The sequence below is a fragment of the Streptomyces sp. NPDC093221 genome, assembly GCF_044753885.1.
Lineage (GTDB): Bacteria > Actinomycetota > Actinomycetes > Streptomycetales > Streptomycetaceae > Actinacidiphila.
Genome location: NZ_JBIVOA010000002.1, coordinates 1,091,752 through 1,115,827 on the forward strand (window position 1 = coordinate 1,091,752; position 24,076 = coordinate 1,115,827).

Sequence of the window (24,076 nt, forward strand, 5' to 3'; positions counted from 1 at the left end):
CGGCCCGGAGGACCAGGTCCCGCGCAAGCGCGGCGTCAGCCGTGGTAGTTGGGGGCCTCTACGGTCATCTGGATGTCGTGGGGGTGGGACTCCTTGAGCCCGGCGGCGGTGATGCGGACGAACCGCCCCTTGGACTCCATCTCGGAGACGGCGGCGGCGCCGACGTAGCCCATGGTCTGCCGGAGACCGCCGATGAGCTGGTGGAGGACGGCGGACAGCGGTCCGCGGTACGGCACCTGGCCCTCGATCCCCTCGGGCACGAGCTTGTCGTCGGAGGAGACCTCGGCCTGGAAGTAGCGGTCCTTGGAGTAGGAGCGGCCCTGGCCGCGGGACTGCATCGCGCCGAGCGACCCCATGCCCCGGTAGGACTTGAACTGCTTGCCGTTGATGAAGAGCAGCTCCCCGGGGGACTCCTCGCACCCGGCGAGCAGGCTGCCGAGCATGACGCTGCTGGCGCCCGCGGCGAGCGCCTTGCCGATGTCGCCGCTGTACTGGAGGCCGCCGTCGCCGATGACCGGCACCCCGGCCTCGATGCACGCCTGCGCGGCCTCGTAGATCGCGGTGACCTGCGGGACGCCGATGCCCGCGACGACGCGGGTGGTGCAGATGGAGCCGGGTCCGACACCGACCTTGACGCCGTCGACACCGGCGTCGATGAGGGCGCGGGCGCCGTCACGGGTGGCGATGTTGCCGCCGACCACGTCGACCCCGCCGACGCTGGACTTGATCTTCGCCATCCAGTTCAGCGCGTTGCTGTTGTGGCCGTGCGAGGTGTCCACGACGAGGAAGTCGACACCCGCGCCGACCAGCGCCTGGGCGCGGTCCAGCGCCTCGGGGCTGGCGCCGACGGCGGCGCCGACCAGCAGCCGGCCCTCGGAGTCCTTCGCCGCGTTCGGGTACTGCTCGGCCTTGACGAAGTCCTTGACGGTGATGAGCCCGCTGAGCTTGCCGTCGGCGTCGACCAGCGGCAGCTTCTCGATCTTGTGGCGGCGCAGCAGCGCCATCGCGTCGACCCCGGAGATCCCGACCTGGCCGGTGACCAGCGGCATCGGGGTCATGACCTCGCGGACCTGGCGGGAGCGGTCGCTCTCGAAGGCCATGTCGCGGTTGGTGACGATGCCGAGCAGCCGCCCGGACGCGTCGGTGACGGGCACGCCGCTGATCCGGAACTTCGCGCAGAGCGCGTCCGCGTCGGCGAGCGTCGCGTCGGGCCTGACGGTGATCGGGTCGGTGACCATGCCGGACTCGGACCGCTTCACCAGGTCGACCTGGTTGACCTGGTCCTCGATCGACAGATTGCGGTGCAGCACGCCGACGCCGCCCTGGCGGGCCATCGCGATGGCCATCCGGGCCTCAGTGACCTTGTCCATGGCGGCGGACAGCAGCGGGATGTTCACCCGGACGTTGCGGGAGATGAGGGAGGAGGTGTCCACCTGGTTGGGCAGCACCTCTGACGCCCCCGGAAGCAGCAGCACATCGTCATAGGTCAGCCCGAGTGTGGCGAACTTCTCAGCTACTCCGTCGGCGTTCAGCGTCATGACACCTTCCCGAATGGTCTTGCCCGGCGAGTTGTTCAATGGTAGTGGCTTCGCCGCTATTCCCATGACGCCCTCGGCCGGGCCCGTACACCCGTACGGTCACCAGCGGTCGGACCGCGCGGCCGGACCGCGCCGTCGCACCCGGGTGCCGGGCCCGGTGCCGGGCCCGCCCGTCCGTTTCCGCGTGTCCTACGCCGAGAGACCCGGCGCGTCCCCGGCGGCGGGCGCCCCCGCCGTCTGTTCCGCGATGGCGCGCAGCCGGCTGAGCGCGCGGTGCTGCGCCACCCGTACGGCCCCCGGCGACATGCCGAGCACCTGGCCGGTCTCCTCGGCGCTCAGCCCGACGGCGACCCGCAGCAGCACCAACTCGCGCAGGTGGTCAGGGAGGTTGTCGAGCAGCTTCTTGGCCCAGGCGGCGTCGCTGTTGAGCAGCGCGCGCTCCTCGGGGCCGAGCGAATCGTCCGGTTTCTCCGGCATCTCGTCGGACGGAACGGCGGTGCTGCCGGGCCCGCGCATGGCGGCCCGTTGCAGATCGGCGACCTTGTGGGCGGCGATGGAGACCACGAAGGCCTCGAACGGCCGCCCCAGGTCGCGGTAGCGGGGCAGGGCGCACAGCACCGCGAGACAGACCTCTTGGGCGAGGTCGTCGACGAAGTGCCGGGCGTCGCCCGGAAGACGGGACAGTTTGGTGCGGCAGTACCGCTCGGCGAGCGGGTGGACATGCGCGAGCAGGTCGTGTGTCGCCTGCTCGTCGCCGTCGACTGCGCGCCGGACAAGGGCACCGATGGCCGGAGTGTCGTCGTCGCGCATCCACCCATGGTGCCTCGCCGCGGCGCGATCCGCGTCATCGCGGCCGTACTTCTGCACCGAAGCGTTATGAGCGGCCGAACCCGACGCTGTCATCTCCGCCATGTGAGGCCCCCGCCGATCCCCGAGGAAGTCCATACGTCAAGCATGCGTCCTCCCCCGGGAAACCGAGGACTTGTGGGCGACTTCGCCGGAACGGCCGCCCTCTCGGGCGTACGACACGACGGCTCAGCGAACCAGGCCCCAGCGGAAGCCGAGCGCCACGGCGTGGGCCCGGTCGGACGCGCCGAGCTTCTTGAACAGCCGCCTGGCGTGCGTCTTCACGGTGTCCTCGGAGAGGAACAGCTCGCGGCCGATCTCGGCGTTGGAGCGTCCGTGGCTCATGCCTTCGAGCACCTGGATCTCGCGGGCGGTGAGGGTGGGCGCGGCGCCCATCTCGGCCGAGCGCAGCCGCCGCGGGGCGAGCCGCCAGGTGGGGTCGGCCAGCGCCTGCGTCACGGTCGCCCGCAGTTCGGCGCGCGAGGCGTCCTTGTGCAGGTAGCCGCGGGCACCGGCGGCGACGGCGAGCGCCACGCCGTCCAGGTCCTCGGCGACCGTGAGCATGATGATCCGGGCGCCGGGGTCGGCCGACAGCAGCCGCCGTACGGTCTCGACGCCGCCGAGGCCGGGCATGCGGACGTCCATCAGGATCAGGTCCGACCGGTCGGCACCCCAGCGGCGGAGGACTTCCTCGCCGTTGGCCGCGGTGGTTACGCGCTCGACACCGGGCACGGTGGCCACCGCGCGGCGCAGGGCCTCTCGGGCGAGCGGGGAGTCGTCGCAGACGAGGACAGAAGTCATGACCGCCCTCCGCAGCTGAACCGCGTCACGTTGTGCCTCCAGGCTGTACGAATGTTCACCGTTGAGGCTGACGGCCTCGGGCACCTGCCCGATTCACTTGTCCGCCAACCGCTTCCGCCAGACTCAACGACCCTCACCCGAAAGAGTTACGAAGTTTGCCGACGGTCATCGGCACTCTACGTGATCATGCGCACACGGATCGCCCAGGCCGCAGGTCAGACGGGTGAGAGAGCCGGTATTTCGGAGGCGGAACGATTCCTCTACGGCCGAGCGGCCCTGCCCGGATGCTGCCGAACGGGTGTTATGCCAGATTTTTCACTGTTTGGACGCTCTTTCGCGCCTTGTGGGCTATTCGCCACTAGATTGGCGATGAGTCATATTTACATCTACTACGACAGTAGATGTACGGTCGAGACGCTGACTCTTCACGGCCTCCCAGACCGACACACACCCTCCGAGGGGATAAGCAATGGCAGACTTCTCCCGCCTTCCCGGCCCCAACGCCGACCTCTGGGACTGGCAGCTCGTGGCCGCCTGCCGAGGCGTCGACAGCTCGCTCTTCTTCCACCCCGAGGGCGAGCGGGGCGCCGCCCGGAGCGCGCGCGAGGCCTCCGCCAAGGAGGTGTGCATGCGCTGTCCCGTACGGGCCGAATGCGCCACCCACGCCCTCGCCGTCCGCGAGCCCTACGGGGTCTGGGGCGGCCTCACCGAGGACGAGCGCGAGGCGATGATGGGCCGCTCGCGGTCGCGGATGCCGTCGGCGGACGCCGAAGCGGCCCGCTCCGAGCGCGAGCCGTCGGACGTGCACGACGCGACCGACCTGCACGACGCCGACTTGGACGACAGGTCCGAGCTGCACGACGCCGACCTGCACGATTCTGACCTGCACGACTCTGACCTGCACGATTCTGGCCTGCACGACGCCGACCTGCACGACGCGTCCGACATCCGCGACGCGTCCCACGTGTGAGCGCGCTTCCGCGAGACGCCAGCAGAATCGTTCCTGCACTCCCGGTGCCGTCGGCACTCCCGGTTCCATCGGCCCCGTCGGCCCCGTCGGCCGCGTCGGCCCCGTCCGCCCTGCCGCGTACGGCACGCGCGGCGCGCCGCCCGCCGGGCCCGGCTGACGGGCGACCGGTGCCCTGAGATCAGCGGGCCGCCGCCTGCGCGAGGCGGCCGAGCATCATGTCCACCGCCGGGACGTTCGCCAGATCGGGCAGCGTGAGGGCGACCACCTCGCGCTGCACGGCCGGACGCACCTCCACCACGGCGACGCCCTTGGGACGTACCGACTCCAGCGCCAGCTCCGGCAGCACCGCGACCCCGAGACCGGCCGCCACCAGGCCGACCACCGCCGGGTAGTCGTCGGTCGCGAAGTCGATCCGCGGGGTGAACCCGGCCCGCTCGCACACCTCCACGAGGTGGCGGCGGCAGCGCGCGCACCCCGCGATCCACTGCTCCTGCTCCAGCTCCGCGATCTCCACCGGGCGCCCGCCGACGGCGAGCGCGTGCCCCTCCGGGACGACGCCGACCAGCCGGTCGGTGAGCAGCGGGCGCACGACGAGGTCGTCCCACGACTCCTCGGCCGGGGTCGGCAGATCCACGTAGCGGAACGCCAGGGTGATGTCGCAGTCGCCCGCGCGCAGCATCTCCACCGAGCGCGGCGGCTCGGCCTCCTCCAGCGACACCTTCGTGCCCGGGTACTGCGCGCGCATCGCCGCGACCGCGCCCGGCACCACCGTGGAGCTGCCCGAGGGGAACGAGGTGAGGCGTACGCGTCCGGCCCGCAGCCCCGCGATCGCCGCGACCTCCTCCTCGGCCGCCGTCAGCCCGGCCAGGATGCCGACGGCGTGCCTGACCAGCACGTCACCCGCCTCCGTCAGCCGGGTCTCGCGGGCGCCGCGGACCAGCAGCGGGGTGCCCGCGGAGTGCTCCAGCGCCTTCATCTGCTGGCTGACGGCGGGCTGGGTGCAGCCCAGTTCGCGGGCCGCCGCGGAGAACGAACCGGTGCGGGCGACGGCCCGCAGCACCCGGAGATGACGTGCCTCGATCATCCGCCCACCATAAGCGGAACTTAGGGATACCCGACAGATATCGGTAATGGACTTTGAGGCGGGCCCGCGCCACGCTGAGGAGCCATGGACGCCATCGCATTCGGCAGCACAGGCACAGGCAGCGGTACAGGCAGCGGTACGGGCGCGGGCAGGGGTACGGGCGCGGGCGGCGGCGCCTCGGGGGACGGCCTCGCCGCGAACCGCCTCATCCGTGCCGAGTATCCGGACCTCGACCCCGCCGCGCCCTACCTCAACACCGCCACCGTCGGGCTGCTCCCGGCCCGCACCGCGGCGGCGCTGCGCGGGGCCGTCGACGAGTGGGCGGCGGGCCGCCCCGACACCGACGCCTTCGAGGCGGCCGTCGTCTCGGCGCGCGCCGCCTACGCCCGGATCGTCGGGGTGGCGGTGGAGCGGGTGGCGCTGGCCAGCACGGTCGCCGAGAGCGTCGGGCTGATCGCGGCGCGGCTGCCGCCCGGCGCCGAAGTGGTCGTCGCCGACCGGGACTTCAGCTCCCTCGTGCAGCCCTTCGCCGCCCGCGAGGACCTGGATCTGCGGATCGTGCCGCTGGACGCGCTCGCCGACGCGGTGCGGCCGGGCACCGCGCTGGTCGCCGTCAGCGCCGTGCAGTCCGCCGACGGCCGGGTCGCCGACCTGCCCGCGATCCGCGCCGCCGCCGCGGCCCACGGCGCCCGTACACTCCTGGACGGCACCCAGTCCGTCGGCTGGCTCCCGCTGTGCGCCGACGACTACGACTACGTGGTCTGCCACGCCTACAAGTGGCTGCTCAGCCCGCACGACGCCTGCTTCCTGACCGTGCGCGCGGGCGCCGAGCCGACCCTCTCCCCCGGCTTCGCGGGCTGGTACGCCGCCGACGACCCCTGGGAGTGGTGCTACGGCCCCGTCACCCGGCTGGCCCCCGGCGCCCGCCGCTTCGACGCCCGCCCCGCCTACCTCCCCCTCGTCGGCGCCGCCGCCTCCCTCTCCCTGATCGAGGAGATCGGCGTCCCCGCGATCCACGCCCACGACACCGCCCTCGCCGCCCGCTTCCGCGACGGCCTCACCGCCCTCGGCCACACCCCCGTCCCCGGCCCCTCCGCCACCGTCACCGTCGCCCTCCCCCCGACCGCCCCCGCCCGCCTCACCGCCGCCGCCGTCCGCTTCTCCACCCCCACCACCTCCCTCCGCTTCGCCTTCCACCTCTACAACACCCCTCCGACATCGACCACACCCTCGAATCCCTCGCCTGACCTGGTACGACCGCTCCGGCGCCGCATATAGATATGTGTATAGTCGCGACGGTGGACGGTTTATGGCGGATCGAAATCGAACCGGAAGTTCGACAATGGCTGGAACTTCTGCCCGATCAGCACTACGACAAGGCCGAGCGGGCCGCCGACATGCTTGCGGCGCGACCCACCACGCTCGGGGAGCCGTATTCGCGTCATCTGGGCGGAAAAGTGCGCGAGCTGCGATTCGTCATGGACGGCAACGCGGTGCGCGTCACCTACTGGCTCGCGCCGGGAAGGCGCATCGTCCTGCTGACGGTGTTCCGTAAGACCAGGCAGCGCGAGGACGCCGAAGTCGAACGCGCGCAGCAGGCGCAGAAGGTGTGCGAGGCGGACCACGGGCTCGCCCGGCACAGCTATGACCGGGTGAAGGAGGAGACGGCATGAACCACGCGGCGTGGAAGACCCGGCGGGACCGGAAGCTTCTCGGCGAAGAGGTGGAGGAGTCCCCCGCGTACAGGGCGGCCGGTTACGCGTTCGCCCTCGGCCAGGCCGTGTACGACCGGCGTACGGAACTCGGTCTGACCCAGACCGACCTCGCGCGGCGCGCGGACATGAACCAGCCGCAGATCTCCACGATCGAGGGCGGCGACTCCGTACCGACACTGCCGTTGCTGACGCGGCTCGCGAAGGCGTTGGACGCGTCCTTGAGCATCAACCTCGACGGCGACACCTCCACCTTCGTCTTCACCGCCCATACCGACGAGCGATCCGACGAACCGGCTCCGGGCGGAGGCTCCTCGGTCGCGTGAGCCCACCGGACCCGGCGGGGCGCGTCGCGGGGGGAAATCGGTTGGGGGTGGGGGGGGTGGGCGTGTTGGGATGGGGGGATGGATCGCGCTTATGTACTCGGGTTGTTCGATGCTCAGATGCGGCGGGACGCTCCGCCGGAGGGGGCGGGGACGCGGGTGGAGCGGAGCGGCGGGGTGGTGCGGCAGGTGGGGGCCGCGATGCACGACTGGAGCGGGGTGCTCTGGTCGGAGCTGGACGAGGACAGCGCGGGCCCCGCGGTCCAGGCGCAGCTCGCGTGGCTGAAGTCGCCCGAGGGGGCGGGCCGGGAGTTCGAGTGGAAGCTCTACTCGCACGACCGGCCGGCGGATCTGGGCGAGCGGCTGCGCGCGGCGGGGTTCGTGCCGGAGGAGCCGGAGACGCTGATGGTCGCGGAGGTCGCGGCGCTGCCCGGCGAGCCCGTCCCGCCGGACGGCGTACGGCTGGTGGAGGTGACCGACGCCGCCGGGGTGGACCTGCTGGCCGCCGTGCACGAGGAGGCGTTCGGTACGGGCGCGGAGCGGCTGCGCGAGCGGCTGCTGGACGCGCTCGCGCAGGCGCCGGACGAGATCGCGCTGGTGCTGGCGATGGCGGGCGACCGGCCGGTCTGCGGGGCCCGCATGGAGATGCCGCCGGGCAAGGACTTCGCGAGCCTGTGGGGCGGCGGGACCGTCGCCGAGTGGCGAGGGCGCGGCGTCTACCGCGCGCTGATCGCCCACCGGGCCCGTATCGCCGCCGCCCGCGGCTACCGCTACCTCCAGGTCGACGCGATGGACGCCAGCCGCCCCATCCTCCAGCGCCTCGGCTTCAGCGCCCTGAGCGTCACCACCCCGTACCTCTACCAGCCCTGAGAGCGGAGGCGCGCCCCGCATGGGACTGCTGCTGAGCGTCAACATCGGCCACCCGCGCCCCAACCCGTGGAAGCGGCTGCCGGCGACCGGTATCGACAAACGGCCGGTCACCGGCCCGGTACGGGTCACCGCGCCGGGTCCGAAGGGGGACGGCGCGGTCGGTCTGGCCGGTGACCGCGCGCACGACGTCAAGCACCACGGCGGCGCCGACCAGGCCGTCTACGCGTACGCCCGCGAAGACCTCGACCACTGGGGCCGCGAGCTGGGCCGTACCTTCGCCAACGGCTTCTTCGGCGAGAATCTGACCACCTCCGGCATCGACGTCAACGCCTCGCTGATCGGCGAGCGCTGGCGGATCGGCGCGCGCGGACCCCTCCTGGAGGTGTCCTGCCCGCGCATCCCGTGCGCGACCTTCGCGGGCTGGCTCGGCGAGAACCGGTGGCTGCGGCGCTTCACCGACGCGGCGCTGCCGGGCCCGTATCTGCGGGTGATCGAGCCGGGCGAGATCCGCGCCGGGGACCCGGTCGAGGTCGTGCACCGGCCGGACCACGAGGTCACCGTCGCGCTGTCCTTCCGGGCCTTCACCACCGAGCCCGAGCTGCTGCCGCTGCTGACCGGCCTCGACGCCCTCCCCCGCGAGGACCGCGACGCGATCCGCCGCCGCCTCGCCCGCGACGCGAAATAGGCTGCCTCCCATGTCCCAAGTGCGCTCCGTGAACGTCGCCCGCCCCCTCGTCGTGCCCTACACCGACGGCGAAGGCGGCCTCACCGGCATCGGGAAGCTCCCGGTGACCGGACCCGTCGCCGTCACGGCGCCCGGACCGCGCGGCGTCGCGGGCGGCGGCCTCGCCGGGGACACCGTCTGCGACCTGCGCTTCCACGGCGGCGACGAACAGGCGGTGTACGCGTACGCCCGCGAGGATCTCGACCGCTGGGAGCGGCGGCTGGGGCGCGAGCTGCCCGACGGCCGCTTCGGCGAGAATCTGACCACCACCGGCATCGACGTCAACGCCGCGCTGATCGGCGAGCGCTGGCGGATCGGCGCCGCGGGGCTCGTCCTCGAAGTGACCTCGCCCCGCATCCCGTGCCGCACCTTCGCCGGGTGGCTGGACGAACGCGGATGGGTCAAGCGGTTCACCCGGGAGGGGCTGCCTGGCCCGTTCCTGCGGGTGATCACACCGGGCGAGGTCCGCGCCGGGGACCCGGTCGAGGTCGTGCACCGGCCGGACCACGAGGTCACCGTCGCCTTCCTCTTCCGGGCGATGACCCTGGAGTCCGAGCTGCTGCCGCGGGTCATGGCCGCGGCCGACACCATGAACCGTACGTATCTGGAGGCGGTCAACAGCCGCTTGAGTCCGGCGCGTTGACGAAGGGGCCGGCGGCGGCCCGTACGCTGCCGGGATGACGACTTCACTGGTCACCGGCGCGACCTCCGGCATCGGAGCGGCCTTCGTACGACGGCTCGCCGCCGACGGACACGCCCTCGTCCTCGTCGCCCGCGACGAACAGCGGCTCGCCGACACCGCGGCCGGGCTGCGCGAGTTGTACGGGGCCGACGTCGAGGTGCTCCCCGCCGACCTCACCACCGACGACGGGATCGCCGCCGTGGAAGCGCGGCTGCGCGACCGGGAACGGCCCGTCGACGTCCTCGTCAACAACGCCGGTTTCGGCAACCACGGCACCTTCCTCGACGCCCCCATGTCCGACGAGCTGCGCATGCTCAAGCTGCACTGCGAGGCCGTGCTGCGCCTCACCGGCGCGGCCATCGAGACCATGCGTCCGCGGGGGCGCGGGTACGTGATCAACGTCTCGTCCGTCGCGGCCTACATGCCTCGCGGCACGTACGGGGCCAGCAAGGCGTGGATCGTCCACTTCACCGAGGGCGTGGCCGCCGAGACGGCCGGGTCCGGCGTGCGGCTCCTCGCCCTGTGCCCCGGCTTCGTCCGCACCGAATTCCACGCCCGGGCCGGGATGGACGCCTCCCGGCTGCCCTCCTTCGCCTGGCTCGACGCCGATGCCGTGGTCACGGCGGCCCTGCGTGATCTCGCCCGTCGGCGCATTCTCAGCGTGCCCTCCGCCCGCTACAAACTCGCCGTGTCCCTTGCCCGGCACCTTCCTCCCGGCCTCTACGCAGCCGCCTCCACCCGCGCCGGCCGCCGCTTCGACCCCCGTGGGTAAGCCAATCCCTCAGCTCACGCCCCCAGGGCCGCAGCTACGCGCGCCGGGCCGACGCAGGGCCTGCTTTTAGGGGCGCGGGGAACTGCGCGACCAGCCCCCACCGGGCTTTCAGCCCGAGAACAACAGCGACTGCCCCGCTGGGGCCGGTTTTCACGGCGCACCAGCGCCGTGGCTGAGCGCGCAGTTCCCCGCGCCCCTAACTACACGGCGTGCCGCCTCGGCAGAAGAACCGCCCCGGGGGCGCGCCCCGAAAAAGATCGGCGTGACGCCCCGCGCAAGGGAGCCGTCCGGGGGGGCGCCACGGGGAAGGCGGTGTGCCGTCTGTCGGGGAGGCGACGTAGGGCCGGGGTGGGGAAAGGGGGCGGCCCCGGCACCCTCGTGAGGGTGCCGGGGCCGCCCCGGTGGAACCGACGGACGTCACTCAGTGGGAGTGACCGTGCCCACCGTGCCCCGCGTCAGCGGGCTCCTCTTCCTTCTTCTCCACGACCAGCGTCTCCGTCGTCAGCAGCAGCGACGCGATCGAGGCCGCGTTCTCCAGCGCGGAGCGCGTGACCTTGACCGGGTCGATGACGCCGGCCTTGACGAGGTCGCCGTACTCACCGGAGGCGGCGTTGAAGCCGTGGTTCTTCTCCAGCTCGGCCACCTTGGCGGTGATGACGTAGCCCTCGAGACCGGCGTTCTCGGCGATCCAGCGCAGCGGCTCGACGGCGGCGCGGCGGACGACGGCGACACCGGTCGCCTCGTCACCGGTCTTGCCGAGGTTGCCCTCCAGGACCTTGACGGCGTGGACGAGCGCGGAGCCGCCGCCGGAGACGATGCCTTCCTCGACCGCGGCGCGGGTCGCGGAGATGGCGTCCTCCAGACGGTGCTTCTTCTCCTTGAGCTCGACCTCGGTGGCCGCGCCGACCTTGATGACGCAGACGCCGCCGGCGAGCTTGGCCAGGCGCTCCTGGAGCTTCTCGCGGTCCCAGTCCGAGTCGGTGGTGCCGATCTCGGCCTTGATCTGGTTGACGCGGCCCTCGATCTCGGCCTTGTCACCGGCGCCGTCGACGATCGTGGTGTCGTCCTTGGTGACGGTGATGCGGCGGGCGGTGCCGAGCAGGTCGAGACCGGCCTGGTCGAGCTTGAGGCCGACCTCCTCGGCGATGACCGTGGCGCCGGTCAGCGTCGCGATGTCGCCCAGCATGGCCTTGCGGCGGTCACCGAAGCCGGGCGCCTTGACGGCGACGGCGTTGAACGTGCCGCGGATCTTGTTGACGACCAGGGTCGACAGGGCCTCGCCCTCGACGTCCTCGGCGATGATCAGCAGCGGCTTGGACGCGCCGGACTGGATGACCTTCTCCAGCAGCGGCAGCAGGTCCTGGATCGAGGAGATCTTGCCCTGGTGGATGAGGACGTAGGGGTCGTCGAGGACCGCTTCCATCCGCTCCTGGTCGGTGACGAAGTACGGCGACAGGTAGCCCTTGTCGAACGCCATGCCCTCGGTGAAGTCCAGCTCCAGGCCGAAGGTGTTGGACTCCTCGACGGTGATGACACCGTCCTTGCCGACCTTGTCCATCGCCTCGGCGATCAGGTCGCCGACCTGCTTGTCCTGCGCGGACAGCGCGGCGACGGCGGCGATGTCCTCCTTGCCCTCGATCGCGCGGGCGGTGGCGAGCAGCTCCTCGGACACGGCCTTGACGGCGGCGTCGATGCCCTTCTTCAGGGCGGCCGGGGAGGCGCCCGCGGCCACGTTGCGCAGGCCCTCGCGGACCAGGGCCTGGGCCAGCACGGTCGCGGTGGTGGTGCCGTCACCCGCGATGTCGTTGGTCTTGGTCGCCACCTCCTTGACGAGCTGGGCGCCCAGGTTCTCGTAGGCGTCCTCCAGCTCCACCTCACGGGCGATGGTCACGCCGTCGTTGGTGATGGTGGGGGCGCCGAACTTCTTGTCGATGACGACGTTGCGGCCCTTGGGACCGATCGTCACCTTCACGGTGTCGGCGAGCTTGTTGACGCCGCGCTCAAGGGCGCGACGGGCGTCCTCGTCGAACTTCAGGGTCTTGGCCATGCCTGTGAACTACCTCGTCTACTCGTCAAATCACGTCGTCAAGGACGGCAGGAGCAGGCAACGAAACCACCCCGGGCGCCCGGTCCGTAGGACGCGGAAACCCGGGGCGGGATCACTGCTGCGGTAAAAGCGGTGCTTACTTCTCGACGATCGCGAGGACGTCGCGAGCCGAGAGGACGAGGTACTCCTCGCCGTTGTACTTCACCTCGGTGCCGCCGTACTTGCTGTAGAGCACGACGTCGCCCACGGAGACGTCGAGCGGCAGGCGGTTGCCGTCCTCGAAGCGGCCCGGACCGACGGCCAGGACGACGCCCTCCTGGGGCTTCTCCTTGGCGGTGTCCGGGATGACCAGGCCGGAGGCCGTGGTCTGCTCGGCATCCAGCGGCTGGACCACGATGCGGTCCTCGAGCGGCTTGATGGCAACCTTGGTGCTGGCGGTCGTCACGATCCGACCTCCCCCTTCAAAGGGCTCACGGAAGAGTGTCTGTCTGGGTCGGCGACCTGGTAGGCCCGTCGTCGCGGGTGCCGGACCTGCCCGTCGCTGAGTGCTGGCACTCAGCGGTGCCGAGTGCCAGAACCGAGACTAGGACGCGCTTAGCACTCGGTCAAGCGGAGTGCCAGGCGACGCCCTCCAAAGGGGTACCCCTCGGGGGTACCAGGCCCCGTCGTCCGGCGCATGGCGGGCGGGGACAATGGCCGGGTGGACCTCCAAGGATTTGCCGGGCTGCTGTCCGGCGACGGACAGGCGCTGCTCGCGGAGTTGCGGGAGCACAGCCCCGCCGACGAGCTGGCGGCGGCCACCCGGCTGCGGCGCACGTACGACGCCGGGCTGGTGTCGGCGGCGCTGGGGCAGGCGCGGCTGCGGCAGCGGGCCGTGGCGAAATTCGGCGAGGAGGACGCGTACCGGATGTACTTCACGCCGAACGGCGTGGAGCAGTCCACCCGGAAGAGTGTCGCGACGCACCGCGCGGAGCGCTTCAGGGCGCTCGGCGTGCGGCGGCTGGCGGATCTGTGCGGGGGCATCGGCGGGGACGCCCTCGCGCTGGCGCGGGCCGGGATCGAGGTGCTGGCCGTGGACCGGGACCCGTTGGCGTGCGCGGCGGCGCGGGCGAACGCGGCGGCGCTGGGCCTGGCCGACCTGATCGAGGTGCGCTGCGCGGACGTGACGGAGGTGGACACCGCCGGGTTCGACGCGGTGTTCGTGGACCCGGCGCGCCGGACCGGCGGACCGGGCGGGGCCGCGCGCGGCACGTCGATGAGGGGTGGCGGCCGGGCGACGGGCGGGCGGACCTTCGACCCCGAGGCGTACGCGCCGCCGCTGTCCTGGGCGTTGGCCGCGGCCCGTGCGGTGCCGTTCGCCGCGGTGAAGGTCGCGCCCGGCATTCCGCACGAGGCGGTGCCGCCGGAGGCCGAGGCGGAGTGGGTCTCGGACCGCGGTGACGTGAAGGAGGCGGCGCTGTGGTTCGGCACCGAGCCCGGCGCCGTACGCGCCACGCTGCTGCCCGGCGGGGCCAGTCTGCGCACGGCGGCGCCGCTGCCCGACCCGGAGGTCCGCCCGGTCGGCCGGTATCTGTACGAGCCGGACGGCGCGGTGATCCGCGCGCATCTGGTGGCGGAGGCGGCGGCCCCGCTGGACGGCGGCCTGATCGACGAGACCATCGCGTACGTGACGGCGGACGAGCTGCGGCCGACGCCGTACGCGACGGCGTACGAGATCGGCGATGTGCTGCCGTTCGGGCTGAAGCGGCTCAAGGCGCTGCTGCGGGAGCGCGAGGTCGGCGTGCTGACGGTGAAGAAGCGCGGGTCGGCGGTGGAGCCCGAGGAGGTGCGGCGCCGGGTCAAGCCGCGGGGGCCGCACGCGGCGACCGTGTTCCTGACCCGGGTGGCGGGCGCGCCCTCGATGCTGCTCGGGCGGCCGGTGATCGGGACCTCTCAGACGTAGTCCTCCAACCGGGCCACGGTGAAGCCCTGTTGGGCGATCTGCCGGAGCATGTTCGCGGTCATCTTCGTCATCGACTCGCCCTTGAGCTCACTGGGCCCGCGGAAGTGCGCCAGGATGATGTCGCCGGGGTGGAACGTGTGGTCGGGCCGCTGGAACTGCACCTTCTTGATCTGCATCGACTCGCGCCACAGGATGATCGCGCGCAGGCCACCGCAGGACCGCACCGCCTCCTTGGTGGCGGCGTTGTGGTTGCCGTAGGGCGGGCGGAAGAGGCCGGGCGCGGTGCCGTACTCGTGGGTGAGTTTCGTCTGCTGGCCGCAGATCTCGTGCTTCTGCGCGGCGAGCGACTCGGTGTTCAGGTTGGGGTGGGTCAGGGTGTGGTTCTCGATCGAGTTGCCCAGCGCCTGGAGCGGTTTGAAGAAGCCGTAGTCGTTCTGGATGATCGCGTTCGTCAGGAACATGGTGAAGGGGATCTTCAGGTCCTGCATCATCCGCACGAACTTCGGGTCCTTCTCCGCGCCGTCGTCGAAGGTGACGAAGACGATCTTCCGCGTCGTCGGGACGTCGCTGACCACCGGCAGCAGCCCCTTGCCGGTCTTGACCGGCTTCACCGCGGGCGGCGGGGGCGGGTCCGCGAGCACGGGTATGCCCCACTTGCGGAAGGCGGCGGCGCGCTCGGCCTGCGCGGAGCCGCCTGGCGTGGTGGGCTTCCCGGTGCCGCCCGCGCTCGTGGCCGTGCCCGTCGGCGCGGACGGGCCGGGCGTCGAGGCGGACGTCGGGCTGCTGCCCGAGCAGCCCGCGACGAGCAGCAGGCAGGCCGCCGCCAGCAGCGGGAGAGCGGCCCTGCTGCCGGTACGGGCCGGGCGACCGCCGGGGCGGCGACGGGCGCGGGTGGGGACGGGGGTCAGGGGATCGTGGTGCACACCCTGGCTGATGCGACTTTCAGGCGCCGGGTTCCACCGACACCGAGGTGAAGCGCCAGCGGTGCACCTGGCGGCGCACCAACGCCCCGTCCGGGTCGGGCAGTTCCGGCAGTACGGCGTCGTAGGGCGCGTCCCACCACGTGAGGATGAGCACCCGGTCGTCGGGCGCGGTGAGGAATTCGCGGCGGGTCGGCGTGCCGGGGAGCGTACGGGCCTGCTTCCTGGCCCAGTCGAGGAGGTCGGGGCCGCGGCCTTCTGCGGCGGCGGCCTCCCACATCAGCGTGACGGTCATCCGTACAGGTTGTCCTTGCTCAGCTCGTGCACATGGTCGTGGTCGTGCGCGTGGCCCGGCCCGTGGTCGTGTGCGTGCGGGTGCGCGTGGCCCGGCCCGTGGCCGTGCGGGCCGGGGTGGGTGTGGCCGGGCACCGACACCTCCGTGACCGGCAGCGAGGAGTCGGCAGGCAGGTCGAGGGTGGAGGAGGCCCGGCCGCGCGCGACCATCTCGGCGCCGAGGGCCGCGACCATCGCGCCGTTGTCGGTGCACAGGCCGGGGCGCGGCACCCGCAGCCGGATGCCCGCGTCCTCGCAGCGCTCCAACGCCAGTGACCGCAGGCGGGAGTTGGCGGCGACACCGCCGCCGATCATCAGGTGGTCGACGCCGTTGTCCCGGCAGGCGCGGATCGCCTTGCGGGTCAGCACGTCCACCACGGCCTCCTGGAAGGACGCGGCCACATCGGCGATCGGCACGTCCTGGCCGTCCCTGCGCCGGGCCTCGACCCAGCGCGCCACGGCGGTCTTCAGGCCGGAGAAGGAGAAGTCGTAGACCGGGTCGCGCCCGCCGGTCAGGCCGCGCGGGAAGGCGATGGCCCCGGGGTCGCCCTCGCGGGCGTGCCGGTCGATCGCCGGGCCGCCGGGGAAGCCGAGCCCCAGCACCCTGGCGACCTTGTCGAACGCCTCGCCCGCCGCGTCGTCGATGGTCGCGCCCAACGGCCGTACGTCGCTGGTGATGTCGGGCGCGAGCAGCAGCGACGAGTGCCCGCCGGACACCAGCAGCGCCATCGTCGGCTCGGGCAGCGCGCCGTGTTCGAGCTGGTCGACGCAGATGTGCGAGGCCAGGTGGTTGACGCCGTACAGCGGCTTGCCGAGCGCGTACGCGTACGCCTTCGCCGCCGACACCCCGACCAGCAGCGCGCCCGCGAGTCCGGGGCCCGCCGTGACCGCGATGCCGTCCAGGTCGCTCGCGGCGACCCCGGCGTCCTTCAGCGCGCGCTGGATGGTGGGGACCATCGCCTCCAGGTGCGCGCGGCTGGCCACTTCGGGGACCACACCGCCGTACCGGGCGTGCTCGTCGACGCTGGAGGCGACCGCGTCGGCCAGCAGCGTGTGGCCGCGCACGATGCCGACGCCGGTCTCGTCGCACGAGGTCTCGATGCCGAGGACAAGGGGTTCGTCAGCCATGGATCTCAGTTTCCTGTACGGGTGGGAGGCGGGGCGGCCGGGTCGGTTTCGTCGGTCTGCGCGAAGGCGGCGGGGGCGACGGGGGTGGCGGCCGGGTCGGCGAGCCGCATGACGAGGGCGTCCACGTTGCCCGGCTGGTAGTAGCCCTTGCGGAGGCCGATCGGCTCGAAGCCGAAGCGCTGGTAGAGCCGCTGGGCGCGGGTGTTGTCGACCCGTACCTCAAGCAGCACCTCGTGGCACTCGGCGTCGGTGGCGGCGCGCAGCAGTGTGGTGAGAAGCCGGGCGCCGAGCCCGGTGCCCCAGTGGTCGCGGGCGGCGGCGATGGTCTGCACATCACCCGTTCCGGCGATGGCGGCGAGCCCCGCGTAGCCGACGAGCCGTCCCCCGGCGTCCTGCGCGACCACGTAGAAGCGGGTCGCGGCCGGGTGCCGGGCGTCGGCCAGCTCCGACCAGAACATCGCGCGCGACCAGGCGTCCTCGGGGAACAGGTCGTGTTCCAGGGCCAGTACGGCGTCCAGGTCCCACCAGCGCATCTCGCGCAGCGTCACGGCGGTGGCGCTCCCGTGAGCGGCCCCGGTCACTTCGGCAGTACCGCCTTGTACCCGGCGGGCACCTGCGCGTCCGGCCGCCGCAGGTACAGCGGCAGCGGCGGGTCGAAGGGCTCGTCGGCGGCCAGCCGGTACGCGGCCAGCGCCGCGAGCGCGCCCGCCGACTGGTCCTCGGTGCCCTGACGGCGGTCGGTGAAGACCTCCGGGTACAGCGCGGCGCCCGCGCCGACCGACGGCAGGCCGCGTACCGCGTCCGCGATGTCGGCCGGGCGGTCCACGGCGGGCTCGGTGGCGCGGTGCCGCGGGTCGTCGTAGCGCGCCCAGTACACCTCTTTGCGGCGGGCGTCGGTGGCCACGGTGAACGGCCCGTCGAGCCCGGCCGCGCCCGCGGCCCAGGCCAGCCCGTCCAGGGTGCACACGCCGTGCACGGGGACGCCCAGCGCGTCCCCGAAGGACGCGGCCGTCACCAGGCCGACGCGCAGCCCGGTGTACGGTCCCGGGCCGACGCCGACCACGACGCCGGTGACGTGGGCGAGCGTACGGTCGGCGGCGACCAGGACCCGGTCGATCGCGGGCATCAGCAACTCGCCGTGCCGGCGCGCGTCGACGACGGTCGACTCGGCGAGGACCCGCTCCCCGTCGTGCAGGGCGGCGGTGACGGCGGGTGTGGCGGTATCGAAGGCAAGCAGCAGCACGTCCCCAAGGGTACGGCGCGCGCCCGTACGGTCGTGGCCGCGGGCGGCGCGGCTGCTACCGTCAACCGGGAGCATGTGCGAACCCCATCCGGAGGACAACCGTGGCGCGGATCAAGTCGAGCACCCTGGTCTCGGGGCTCACTGCGGCTGCCCTGGTCGTCATCGCCGTGCTCGCCGCGCAGGCGGCGGGCTCCGCGCCCGACCAGCCGCCGCAGGCCAGGCCCTCCACCTCGGCCGTGAAGTCGCCCAGCACGAAGCCGACGCCGAAGACGTATCCGCTGCCCGCCGCCTCCGGCACCGGCAGGCGCGTGGTCTACAGCATCTCCGCCAAGCGGGTGTGGCTGGTCGGTGACGCGGAGAAGGTCGACCGCACCTACGCGGTGGTCGCGGGCAATGTGGCGCCGAGCGTGGGGATACACCGCGTCTTCTCGCGGCGCGCCTCCGGCATAGGAGGCGACGGCGCCCAGGTCGAGCACGTGGTGCTCTTCGCGACGACCGACGGGATAAACGTCGGCTTCAGCGCGGCCGCGGACGGGTCGCTGGCGAAGCCTGATCCCTCGAAGCAGACGGCGGCGATCCGCGAGACGCGGCTCGACGGCACGGCGCTGTGGCAGATCGCGACGATCGGCAGCAGTGTTTTCGTCGTGAAGTAGGCACGCGGTGAAGTAGCCGCGCGAAGTAGCCGCGTCGTGACGTAGCCGCGCCGTGAAGTGGCCGCCCTGTGAAGTAGCCGCCCTGTGAAGTAGCCGCGCGTCTCACGCGCCGGTTTCTGCCTCCGGCGCGTCCGTCGTCCTGCCCGTCGCCGTGGTGACCTGCGCGTCCGCCGGCGCGGGCTCCTCGCCGTCGTCCGGCGGGGTCGACAGTGTGCGGGCCGCGGCTCCGGCGGCCAGCAGGGCGCCGACGTTGGGCGGCGGGGTGTCCCGCCGCGGGTCCCGCGTGTCCTGGGTCCGGATCTGGGCCGGCATGTGCGCCTCCCCGAAGAGACGTAGTTAGGGCGCCCTAACCAGGTACCCGCAACCAGCAGACCACGCCCGGCCGCCCTCGCGCAACATCTTGCCGACAGCCTGTCGGAACGGAGGGCGGAGCGGGGGCCGAACGGGGGATCGGAGCGAGGGTCAGGCGCGCAGCGCGGTGAGGTCCTGGCCGGTCCAGCGCGGGCCGACGCCGGTGACGGTCACCTCGCGTACGTCGTCGCCCTCGCCGTCCCCGTCCGCCGGGGCGCCGACCGTACGGGCGATGACGACCTGGAGCCGCGCCTCCGACAGCTCCTCGACCTTGCCGTCGCCCCACTCCACGACGACCACGGACTCGGGGAGCGACACGTCGAGGTCCAGGTCCTCCATCTCGTCCAGGCCGCCGCCCAGGCGGTACGCGTCCACGTGCACCAGCGCGGGACCCGCGGTCAGGGAGGGGTGGACGCGGGCGATCACGAAGGTCGGGGAGGTGACGGCGCCGCGTACGCCCAGACCCTCGCCGAGGCCGCGGGCCAGCGTGGTCTTGCCCGCGCCCAGCTCGCCGCTGAGCAGCACCAGGTCGCCGGGGGCGAGCAGCGCGGCCAGGCGGCGGCCCAGGTCGCGCATCAGGTCGGGGGTGGGGACGGTGATCCCCACGGAGCCCGGTTCGTGCGGTGTCGCGCCGCGCCGCACCGCCTCGTGCTCGGCGGCGTTCTGCGCGGCGGTCTCGTGCGGCGGCGTGGCATCGTGCGGTGTGGCCATGAACGCGAATGTTACGCGTCGGCGGCCGTCGTACGGGTCGACGCCCGCGCCGCCGCCAGGTCGCGCAGCACCTGCGGGACCGGTGCGCGCACCGAGTCCGCGGCCTGCGCGATCAGCAGCGCGAGCGCCGCGTTCACCACCTCGGGGCGCTCCATGATGACCAGGTGCCCCGCGCCCTCCACGATCACCAGTTCGGCGTCCGGCAGCTTCTCGGCGATCTCCGTACTGTGCGCGCTCGGCGTCAACAGGTCCTTGTCCCCCGCCAGTACGAGACCGGGCAGCCCGTCGAGCACCGACAGCGCGTCGCCCTTGTCGTGGTCGGTGAACGCCGGATAGAACTCGGCGACCACGTCGATCGGCGTCGACTCGATCAGCCGCTCGGCGAACCGGCCGACCGCCGGGTCCACGTCGGAGCCGAACGAGTACCGCTTGATGATCCCCGCGAACAGGTCGGCGGTGGCCTGCCGCCCCCGCTCGACCAGATCCGCCTGGCTGCCCAGCGCCCGCAGCACCGCGGGCGCCAGCGCCCGGAACGCCCGCGCGCCCGCGGCGGGCAGCCCCAGCGTCACCGCGGCCAGCTTCCCCGCCGACGTCGAGACGAACGCGACGCCGACGACCCGCTCCTCGACGTACTCGGGGAACTGGTCGGCGAACGCCATCACCGTCATCCCGCCCATCGAGTGCCCGACCAGCACCACCGGGCCCTCGGGCACCGCCGCGTCCAGCACCGCCTTCAGGTCGCGGCCCAGCTGGTCGATGGTGGCGGGCCCGCCCGCCACCTGGTCCCGGCCGCGCTCGCTGCGGCCGTGACTGCGCTGGTCCCAGTACACCGCCCGTACGGTGCCGCGCAGCGCCGCCCGCTGGAAGTGCCAGGAGTCCTGGTTCAGGCAGTACCCGTGCGAGAACACCACCGTCACCGGCTGCGGCGCCTCGGCGCGGCGGCGCAGCCAGCCGCGGCTGCGGCGCGAGGACGGTGTCTGCGGCTCGGGCTCGGGCGGCGCGACGTCCTCGGTCTCGTAGTACAGCTCCGTGCCGTCCTCCGCCGCGACCGTGCCGGGCTGCCCGCGCAGCGTTCCGTACGGGCCCGCCGAGTCCAGCGCCAGCCGGGCGCGGCGGCGCATCCCGCGGCCGACGGTCACCCGCTCGATCGCCACGCCCGCCGCGGCGCCCGCCGCGACCACCCCGATCGCCGCGCCGACCAGCCCTGCCTTCTCCCACTTCACGCCTTCTGGCACGGTGCTCCATCGCTGTCGCCTGCGCCGGGACCGGCGCCTTCCCCCACGTATACCCGCGGGACCCGCGCGCCGATCACGCCGTGGGACACGGGGCGCCGTCGCTGCCGCCTGTGGTCTCGCCCGCCGAGACCAGGGGGCCGGTCACGCCTACGGGCACGGCGCGCCGTCGCTGGCGCCCACGTATACCCGCGGGACCCGCGCGCCGATGCGGGTGACGATCTCGTACGCGATCGTGCCGCACGCCCGCGCCCAGTCCTCGGCGGTCGGCTCGCCCTGGTCGCCGGGGCCGAACAGCACCGCCTCGTCGCCGGGCTCGGCCGCGTCGCCGCCGAGGTCCACCACGAACTGGTCCATCGCGACCCGGCCCGCGACCGTCCGCCACTTGCCCGCGACCAGCACCGGGCCCGTGCCCGAGGCGTGCCGCGGCACGCCGTCCGCGTAGCCCAGCGGCACCAGCGCCAACGTCGTCTCGCCCGGCGTCACGTACTTGTGCCCGTAGCTCACCCCGTGCCCGCCCGGCACCCGCTTCACCGACGCCAGGCGGCCGACGACCGTCATCACCGGCCGCAGCCCGAAGTCCGCGGAACCGCCGATCTCGGGCACCGGCGAGATGCCGTACATCGCCACGCCCGGCCGCACCAGGTCGAAGTGCGCCTCCGGCAGCGTCAAGGTGCCCGGCGAATTCGCGAGGTGCCGCACCTCGGGGGTGAGGCCCGCCGCCTCGGCCTGCGCCAGCGCCTCCTTGAAGACGTTCAGCTCCCGCTCGATGGAGGGGTGGCCCGGTTCGTCGGCGCAGCTGAAGTGCGCCCACACTCCTGTCACCCGGATGAGGCCGTCGCGCTCGGCCGCGCGGGCCCGTGCGACCAGTTCGGGCCACTGGGCGGGCTGGGCGCCGTTGCGGCCGAGGCCCGCGTCGATCTTGAGCTGCACTCTGGCCGGGCGGCCGGCCGCCTCGGCCGCCGCCGTGGCTTCGCGGAGCGCCCACATCGCGCTCACCGTCACGTCGATGTCGGCTTCGACGCACTCCCGCCAGGGCCCTCCGGGGGTCCACAGCCAGCACAGGGTGCGGGCCTTCAGGCCCGCTGCCCGCAGGGTCAGGGCTTCCTCGGGGGTGGCCACGCCGAGCCAGGTCGCTCCGGCCTCGACGGCCGCCTTGGCGCACGGGACCATTCCGTGGCCGTAGGCGTCGGCCTTCACGACGGCCATGAACGCGGCCGTGGGTGCCTTTGCGCGCAGCGCTCTCACGTTTGCTCGCAGCGCGGTCAGGTCCACTTGTGCCCAGCCGCGCATCCGCTTCTCGTCCATTGCGGTCAGTGTCTCAGGTCGGGTGCTGGGCGTGTCTTTCCCGCCCGCCCGCCCACCCGTGCGGGTGTTTTCTTCGTCTGCGGGTGCCGCTTGTGCCTGGGTCGGTGCCGGTCCGGGGCACCTCCTCGGGCGACGAACGTGCACCCACTTCGATGACGTCCAGCCCTTGTCCGTTCGTCCCCCTGCGGGGGCACCCCGGCCCGTCCCCTCCCGGTACGTCGGCGTCCGCCCGCCGGTGGGGGTGGCCGGGGAAGGGGGGTGGGTGGGCTCGGGTACGTCGGCGTCCGCCCGTCCGGTGGGGGTGGCGGAGGGGGGTGGGTGGGGGCTCGGCCGCTTCCGGTGCGTCGGCGGCCGCCTGTCCGGTGGGGGTGGGTGGGCTCGGGTGCGTCGGCGGCCGACGGTGGGCTGTGGTGGCGGAGCGGGGCAGGGACGAAGGAGGCCGTTCGTGATTCGCCGGACAGGCGCTAGGTGGGGAGGCGGAGGCCGTTGTAGAGGAGTGAGGCGATGCGTACGGCGTCGTCCTGCCAGCCTTCGGAGCGCAGGCCGCAGATGCCGCCGAGGGCGCGGAGGAGGAGGCGGCCGCTGACGTCCTCGCGGATGAGGCCGGCGGCGGCGCCGGCGGTGAGGAGGTGGTCCAGGGCACGGGCCATCTCGGCGCGGGTGTCGTCGAAGACGGGCGAGTCGGTCGCCATGATGCTCTCCAGCACTTCGCCCATGCCGCGGCCGACCGCCGCGTGCTCCACGAGCAGCAGGAGGAAGGCGCGCAGGGCTTCGTCGGGGGCGTGCTGGGCGAGCAGCCGGGAGGGGGCCGCGCAGAGGTCGGCGACCTCTTGGCGGTACACGTCGGCGACAAGGGCTTCGCGGGTGTCGAAGTGGCGGTACAGCGTGCCGACGGCCACACCGGCACGGCGGGCGATCTCCTCGACGTGGGCGTCGTCGTCGGAGAGGAGTGCTTCGCGCGCGGCGGCGAGGAGCGCTTCGCGGTTGCGGCGGGCGTCGGCGCGCAACGGGCGTGGTGACGGCAACAGTCCTCCATAAGGTGAATCGGACTCCGCTTGTGTACAGTTTCCGGAGTCGGGTTCACTTTACTGGGGAGAACGTCCGTGACGATCGAGAACGAGGGGCTTGACGGCCTGCGTGTGCTGGTGACCGGCGGCAGCCGAGGGCTCGGGGAGGCGACGGCCCGCCGCTTCGCCGCCGCGGGCGCCACGGTGCTGACGGCCTCGCGCACCGCGCCGCCGGACGACCTGGACGCCGCCTTCATCCCGGCCGACCTGCGGTCCGAGGAGGGGGTGCGGGAGCTGGGGCAGCGCGTGCTGGACAGCGTCGGAGGCGTTGACGTCCTGGTGGACAACGCGGGAGCCGCGACCGGGCCGATGCCGACTCTGGAGCGGTCCGACGCGTCGTGGCTCGCCGACCTGGAGATGAATCTGCTCAGCGCGGTCCGGCTCGACCGGGCGTTGGTTCCGGGGATGGTCGAGCGCGGCTCGGGCGTCGTGGTGCACGTCTCGTCCATCGCCAGCCACCTCCCCCAGCCCGCCGAGGCGTCGTACGCCGCGTCGAAGGCGGCGCTCAACGCCTACAGCCGCGAACTGGCGACGGCGGTGGGCGGCCACGGCGTACGCGTGGTGTGCGTGCTGCCGGGCTTCGTCGTCACCGAGGGAGCCGCCGGCCACCTCCGGCGGATGGCCGACAGTGAGGGCATCGGCGTCGACGACGTCACGCAGCGGATCGTGGAGCACCTGAAGCTGCCGATGGGACGGCCCGGCGAACCCGAGGACGTCGCCGAGATGATCGCGTTCCTCGCGTCCGACCGCGCCAAATGGCTCACCGGCGCCCAGTTCAGGGTCGACGGCGGCATCATCCCCACCGTCTGAGCCCCAGCG

Annotated in this window: 27 protein-coding genes and 1 pseudogene; 12 read left to right on the forward strand and 16 right to left on the reverse strand. The window is 72.9% G+C overall.

Going from position 1 to position 24,076, the window contains the following annotated elements:
• Positions 1 to 35: 35 nt before the first annotated feature.
• From guaB to ACIQCJ_RS10740, 3 genes are all read right to left on the reverse strand, one after another.
• Positions 36 to 1,538: an IMP dehydrogenase gene (gene guaB / locus ACIQCJ_RS10730; protein WP_355336799.1), complete on the reverse strand. Its 1,503-nt coding sequence runs from the start codon at positions 1,536 to 1,538 to the stop codon at positions 36 to 38.
• Between the two features lie 189 nt (positions 1,539 to 1,727).
• Positions 1,728 to 2,348, reverse strand: coding sequence for a sigma-70 family RNA polymerase sigma factor (locus ACIQCJ_RS10735; RefSeq protein ID WP_355336798.1), 621 nt, complete (start codon positions 2,346 to 2,348; stop codon positions 1,728 to 1,730).
• A 225-nt stretch (positions 2,349 to 2,573) separates the two neighbouring features.
• Positions 2,574 to 3,185 (reverse strand): response regulator transcription factor, encoded by a 612-nt coding sequence (locus ACIQCJ_RS10740; protein ID WP_003948568.1) that lies wholly within the window; start codon positions 3,183 to 3,185, stop codon positions 2,574 to 2,576.
• Between the two features lie 469 nt (positions 3,186 to 3,654).
• Here ACIQCJ_RS10740 and ACIQCJ_RS10745 point away from each other — a divergent pair.
• Positions 3,655 to 3,963 (forward strand): annotated as a pseudogene (locus tag ACIQCJ_RS10745) (WhiB family transcriptional regulator); the annotation flags it as partial.
• Positions 3,937 to 4,155, forward strand: coding sequence for a pentapeptide repeat-containing protein (locus tag ACIQCJ_RS10750; protein ID WP_402711288.1), 219 nt, complete (start codon positions 3,937 to 3,939; stop codon positions 4,153 to 4,155). The pseudogene ACIQCJ_RS10745 and the gene ACIQCJ_RS10750, both read left to right, overlap by 27 nt.
• 178 nt (positions 4,156 to 4,333) lie before the next feature.
• On the opposite strand, the gene ACIQCJ_RS10755 is transcribed toward ACIQCJ_RS10750, so the two are convergent.
• A complete protein-coding gene (locus tag ACIQCJ_RS10755) occupies positions 4,334 to 5,239 on the reverse strand; it encodes a LysR family transcriptional regulator (protein WP_402711188.1) in 906 nt (301 codons plus the stop codon).
• Positions 5,240 to 5,323: 84 nt separating this feature from the next.
• Here ACIQCJ_RS10755 and ACIQCJ_RS10760 point away from each other — a divergent pair, with 84 nt between their 5' ends.
• The 7 genes from ACIQCJ_RS10760 (at position 5,324) to ACIQCJ_RS10790 (ending at position 10,322) form a co-directional block, all read left to right on the forward strand.
• On the forward strand, positions 5,324 to 6,517 hold the full coding sequence (locus ACIQCJ_RS10760) for an aminotransferase class V-fold PLP-dependent enzyme (protein WP_402711189.1): 1,194 nt from the start codon (positions 5,324 to 5,326) through the stop codon (positions 6,515 to 6,517).
• A gap of 2 nt (positions 6,518 to 6,519) precedes the next feature.
• A complete protein-coding gene (locus tag ACIQCJ_RS10765) occupies positions 6,520 to 6,912 on the forward strand; it encodes a type II toxin-antitoxin system RelE/ParE family toxin (RefSeq protein ID WP_402711190.1) in 393 nt (130 codons plus the stop codon).
• Entirely contained in the window at positions 6,909 to 7,277 is a 369-nt protein-coding gene (locus ACIQCJ_RS10770) for a helix-turn-helix domain-containing protein (RefSeq protein WP_401855582.1), read from the forward strand. The genes ACIQCJ_RS10765 and ACIQCJ_RS10770 overlap by 4 nt, the downstream gene beginning before the upstream one ends.
• A 78-nt stretch (positions 7,278 to 7,355) precedes the next feature.
• Positions 7,356 to 8,144 (forward strand): GNAT family N-acetyltransferase, encoded by a 789-nt coding sequence (locus tag ACIQCJ_RS10775; RefSeq protein ID WP_402711191.1) that lies wholly within the window; start codon positions 7,356 to 7,358, stop codon positions 8,142 to 8,144.
• Positions 8,145 to 8,163: 19 nt separating this feature from the next.
• Positions 8,164 to 8,829, forward strand: a complete 666-nt coding sequence (locus tag ACIQCJ_RS10780; protein ID WP_391050438.1) for an MOSC domain-containing protein — start codon at positions 8,164 to 8,166, stop codon at positions 8,827 to 8,829.
• Between the two features lie 10 nt (positions 8,830 to 8,839).
• A complete protein-coding gene (locus tag ACIQCJ_RS10785) occupies positions 8,840 to 9,511 on the forward strand; it encodes an MOSC domain-containing protein (RefSeq protein ID WP_402711192.1) in 672 nt (223 codons plus the stop codon).
• 34 nt (positions 9,512 to 9,545) lie between these two features.
• Positions 9,546 to 10,322, forward strand: a complete 777-nt coding sequence (locus tag ACIQCJ_RS10790) for an SDR family NAD(P)-dependent oxidoreductase (RefSeq protein WP_391050436.1) — start codon at positions 9,546 to 9,548, stop codon at positions 10,320 to 10,322.
• Between the two features lie 421 nt (positions 10,323 to 10,743).
• On the opposite strand, the gene groL is transcribed toward ACIQCJ_RS10790, so the two are convergent.
• Together groL and groES are read right to left on the reverse strand one after the other, a co-directional pair.
• Positions 10,744 to 12,369 carry a chaperonin GroEL gene (gene groL, locus ACIQCJ_RS10795; protein ID WP_355336791.1) on the reverse strand — a complete coding sequence of 542 codons (1,626 nt, stop codon included), beginning with the start codon at positions 12,367 to 12,369 and terminating at the stop codon, positions 10,744 to 10,746.
• A 136-nt stretch (positions 12,370 to 12,505) separates the two neighbouring features.
• Positions 12,506 to 12,814: a co-chaperone GroES gene (groES, locus tag ACIQCJ_RS10800; RefSeq protein WP_093740451.1), complete on the reverse strand. Its 309-nt coding sequence runs from the start codon at positions 12,812 to 12,814 to the stop codon at positions 12,506 to 12,508.
• Positions 12,815 to 13,045: 231 nt separating this feature from the next.
• On the opposite strand from groES, the gene ACIQCJ_RS10805 reads away from it, so the two are divergent.
• Positions 13,046 to 14,311, forward strand: coding sequence for a methyltransferase domain-containing protein (locus tag ACIQCJ_RS10805; protein WP_402711193.1), 1,266 nt, complete (start codon positions 13,046 to 13,048; stop codon positions 14,309 to 14,311).
• Here the strand turns inward: ACIQCJ_RS10805 and ACIQCJ_RS10810 are convergent.
• The 5 genes from ACIQCJ_RS10810 to tsaB are packed head-to-tail and all read right to left on the reverse strand — an operon-like array spanning position 14,302 to position 17,935.
• Positions 14,302 to 15,234: a polysaccharide deacetylase family protein gene (locus ACIQCJ_RS10810; protein WP_402711194.1), complete on the reverse strand. Its 933-nt coding sequence runs from the start codon at positions 15,232 to 15,234 to the stop codon at positions 14,302 to 14,304. The two genes, ACIQCJ_RS10805 and ACIQCJ_RS10810, sit on opposite strands and share 10 nt — an antisense overlap.
• Positions 15,235 to 15,253: 19 nt before the next feature.
• Positions 15,254 to 15,526, reverse strand: coding sequence for a hypothetical protein (locus ACIQCJ_RS10815; RefSeq protein WP_355336788.1), 273 nt, complete (start codon positions 15,524 to 15,526; stop codon positions 15,254 to 15,256).
• Positions 15,523 to 16,692, reverse strand: coding sequence for a tRNA (adenosine(37)-N6)-threonylcarbamoyltransferase complex transferase subunit TsaD (gene tsaD / locus ACIQCJ_RS10820; RefSeq protein ID WP_401855570.1), 1,170 nt, complete (start codon positions 16,690 to 16,692; stop codon positions 15,523 to 15,525). Before tsaD ends, ACIQCJ_RS10815 begins: the two co-directional genes overlap by 4 nt.
• A 5-nt stretch (positions 16,693 to 16,697) precedes the next feature.
• On the reverse strand, positions 16,698 to 17,225 hold the full coding sequence (gene rimI / locus ACIQCJ_RS10825) for a ribosomal protein S18-alanine N-acetyltransferase (protein ID WP_402711289.1): 528 nt from the start codon (positions 17,223 to 17,225) through the stop codon (positions 16,698 to 16,700).
• 44 nt (positions 17,226 to 17,269) lie between these two features.
• Positions 17,270 to 17,935 carry a tRNA (adenosine(37)-N6)-threonylcarbamoyltransferase complex dimerization subunit type 1 TsaB gene (gene tsaB, locus ACIQCJ_RS10830; protein ID WP_355336786.1) on the reverse strand — a complete coding sequence of 222 codons (666 nt, stop codon included), beginning with the start codon at positions 17,933 to 17,935 and terminating at the stop codon, positions 17,270 to 17,272.
• A gap of 101 nt (positions 17,936 to 18,036) precedes the next feature.
• Between tsaB and ACIQCJ_RS10835 the strand changes: the two genes are divergently transcribed.
• On the forward strand, positions 18,037 to 18,588 hold the full coding sequence (locus ACIQCJ_RS10835; RefSeq protein WP_355336785.1) for a hypothetical protein: 552 nt from the start codon (positions 18,037 to 18,039) through the stop codon (positions 18,586 to 18,588).
• Positions 18,589 to 18,690: 102 nt separating this feature from the next.
• Here the strand turns inward: ACIQCJ_RS10835 and ACIQCJ_RS10840 are convergent, their stop codons facing one another.
• From ACIQCJ_RS10840 to ACIQCJ_RS10860, 5 genes are all read right to left on the reverse strand, one after another.
• Positions 18,691 to 18,900 (reverse strand): hypothetical protein, encoded by a 210-nt coding sequence (locus ACIQCJ_RS10840; protein ID WP_402711195.1) that lies wholly within the window; start codon positions 18,898 to 18,900, stop codon positions 18,691 to 18,693.
• Between the two features lie 150 nt (positions 18,901 to 19,050).
• Positions 19,051 to 19,650: a tRNA (adenosine(37)-N6)-threonylcarbamoyltransferase complex ATPase subunit type 1 TsaE gene (tsaE, locus tag ACIQCJ_RS10845; protein WP_402711196.1), complete on the reverse strand. Its 600-nt coding sequence runs from the start codon at positions 19,648 to 19,650 to the stop codon at positions 19,051 to 19,053.
• An 11-nt stretch (positions 19,651 to 19,661) separates the two neighbouring features.
• The gene (locus ACIQCJ_RS10850; protein ID WP_402711197.1) at positions 19,662 to 20,885 is read right to left on the reverse strand and encodes an alpha/beta fold hydrolase; all 1,224 of its coding nucleotides are present in this window, start codon (positions 20,883 to 20,885) and stop codon (positions 19,662 to 19,664) included.
• Between the two features lie 147 nt (positions 20,886 to 21,032).
• Positions 21,033 to 22,190, reverse strand: a complete 1,158-nt coding sequence (gene alr / locus ACIQCJ_RS10855) for an alanine racemase (RefSeq protein ID WP_391050431.1) — start codon at positions 22,188 to 22,190, stop codon at positions 21,033 to 21,035.
• Between the two features lie 464 nt (positions 22,191 to 22,654).
• On the reverse strand, positions 22,655 to 23,215 hold the full coding sequence (locus ACIQCJ_RS10860; protein WP_355350359.1) for a TetR/AcrR family transcriptional regulator: 561 nt from the start codon (positions 23,213 to 23,215) through the stop codon (positions 22,655 to 22,657).
• Between the two features lie 78 nt (positions 23,216 to 23,293).
• Between ACIQCJ_RS10860 and ACIQCJ_RS10865 the strand changes: the two genes are divergently transcribed.
• Positions 23,294 to 24,067, forward strand: coding sequence for an oxidoreductase (locus ACIQCJ_RS10865; protein ID WP_402711198.1), 774 nt, complete (start codon positions 23,294 to 23,296; stop codon positions 24,065 to 24,067).
• Positions 24,068 to 24,076: the final 9 nt, after the last annotated feature.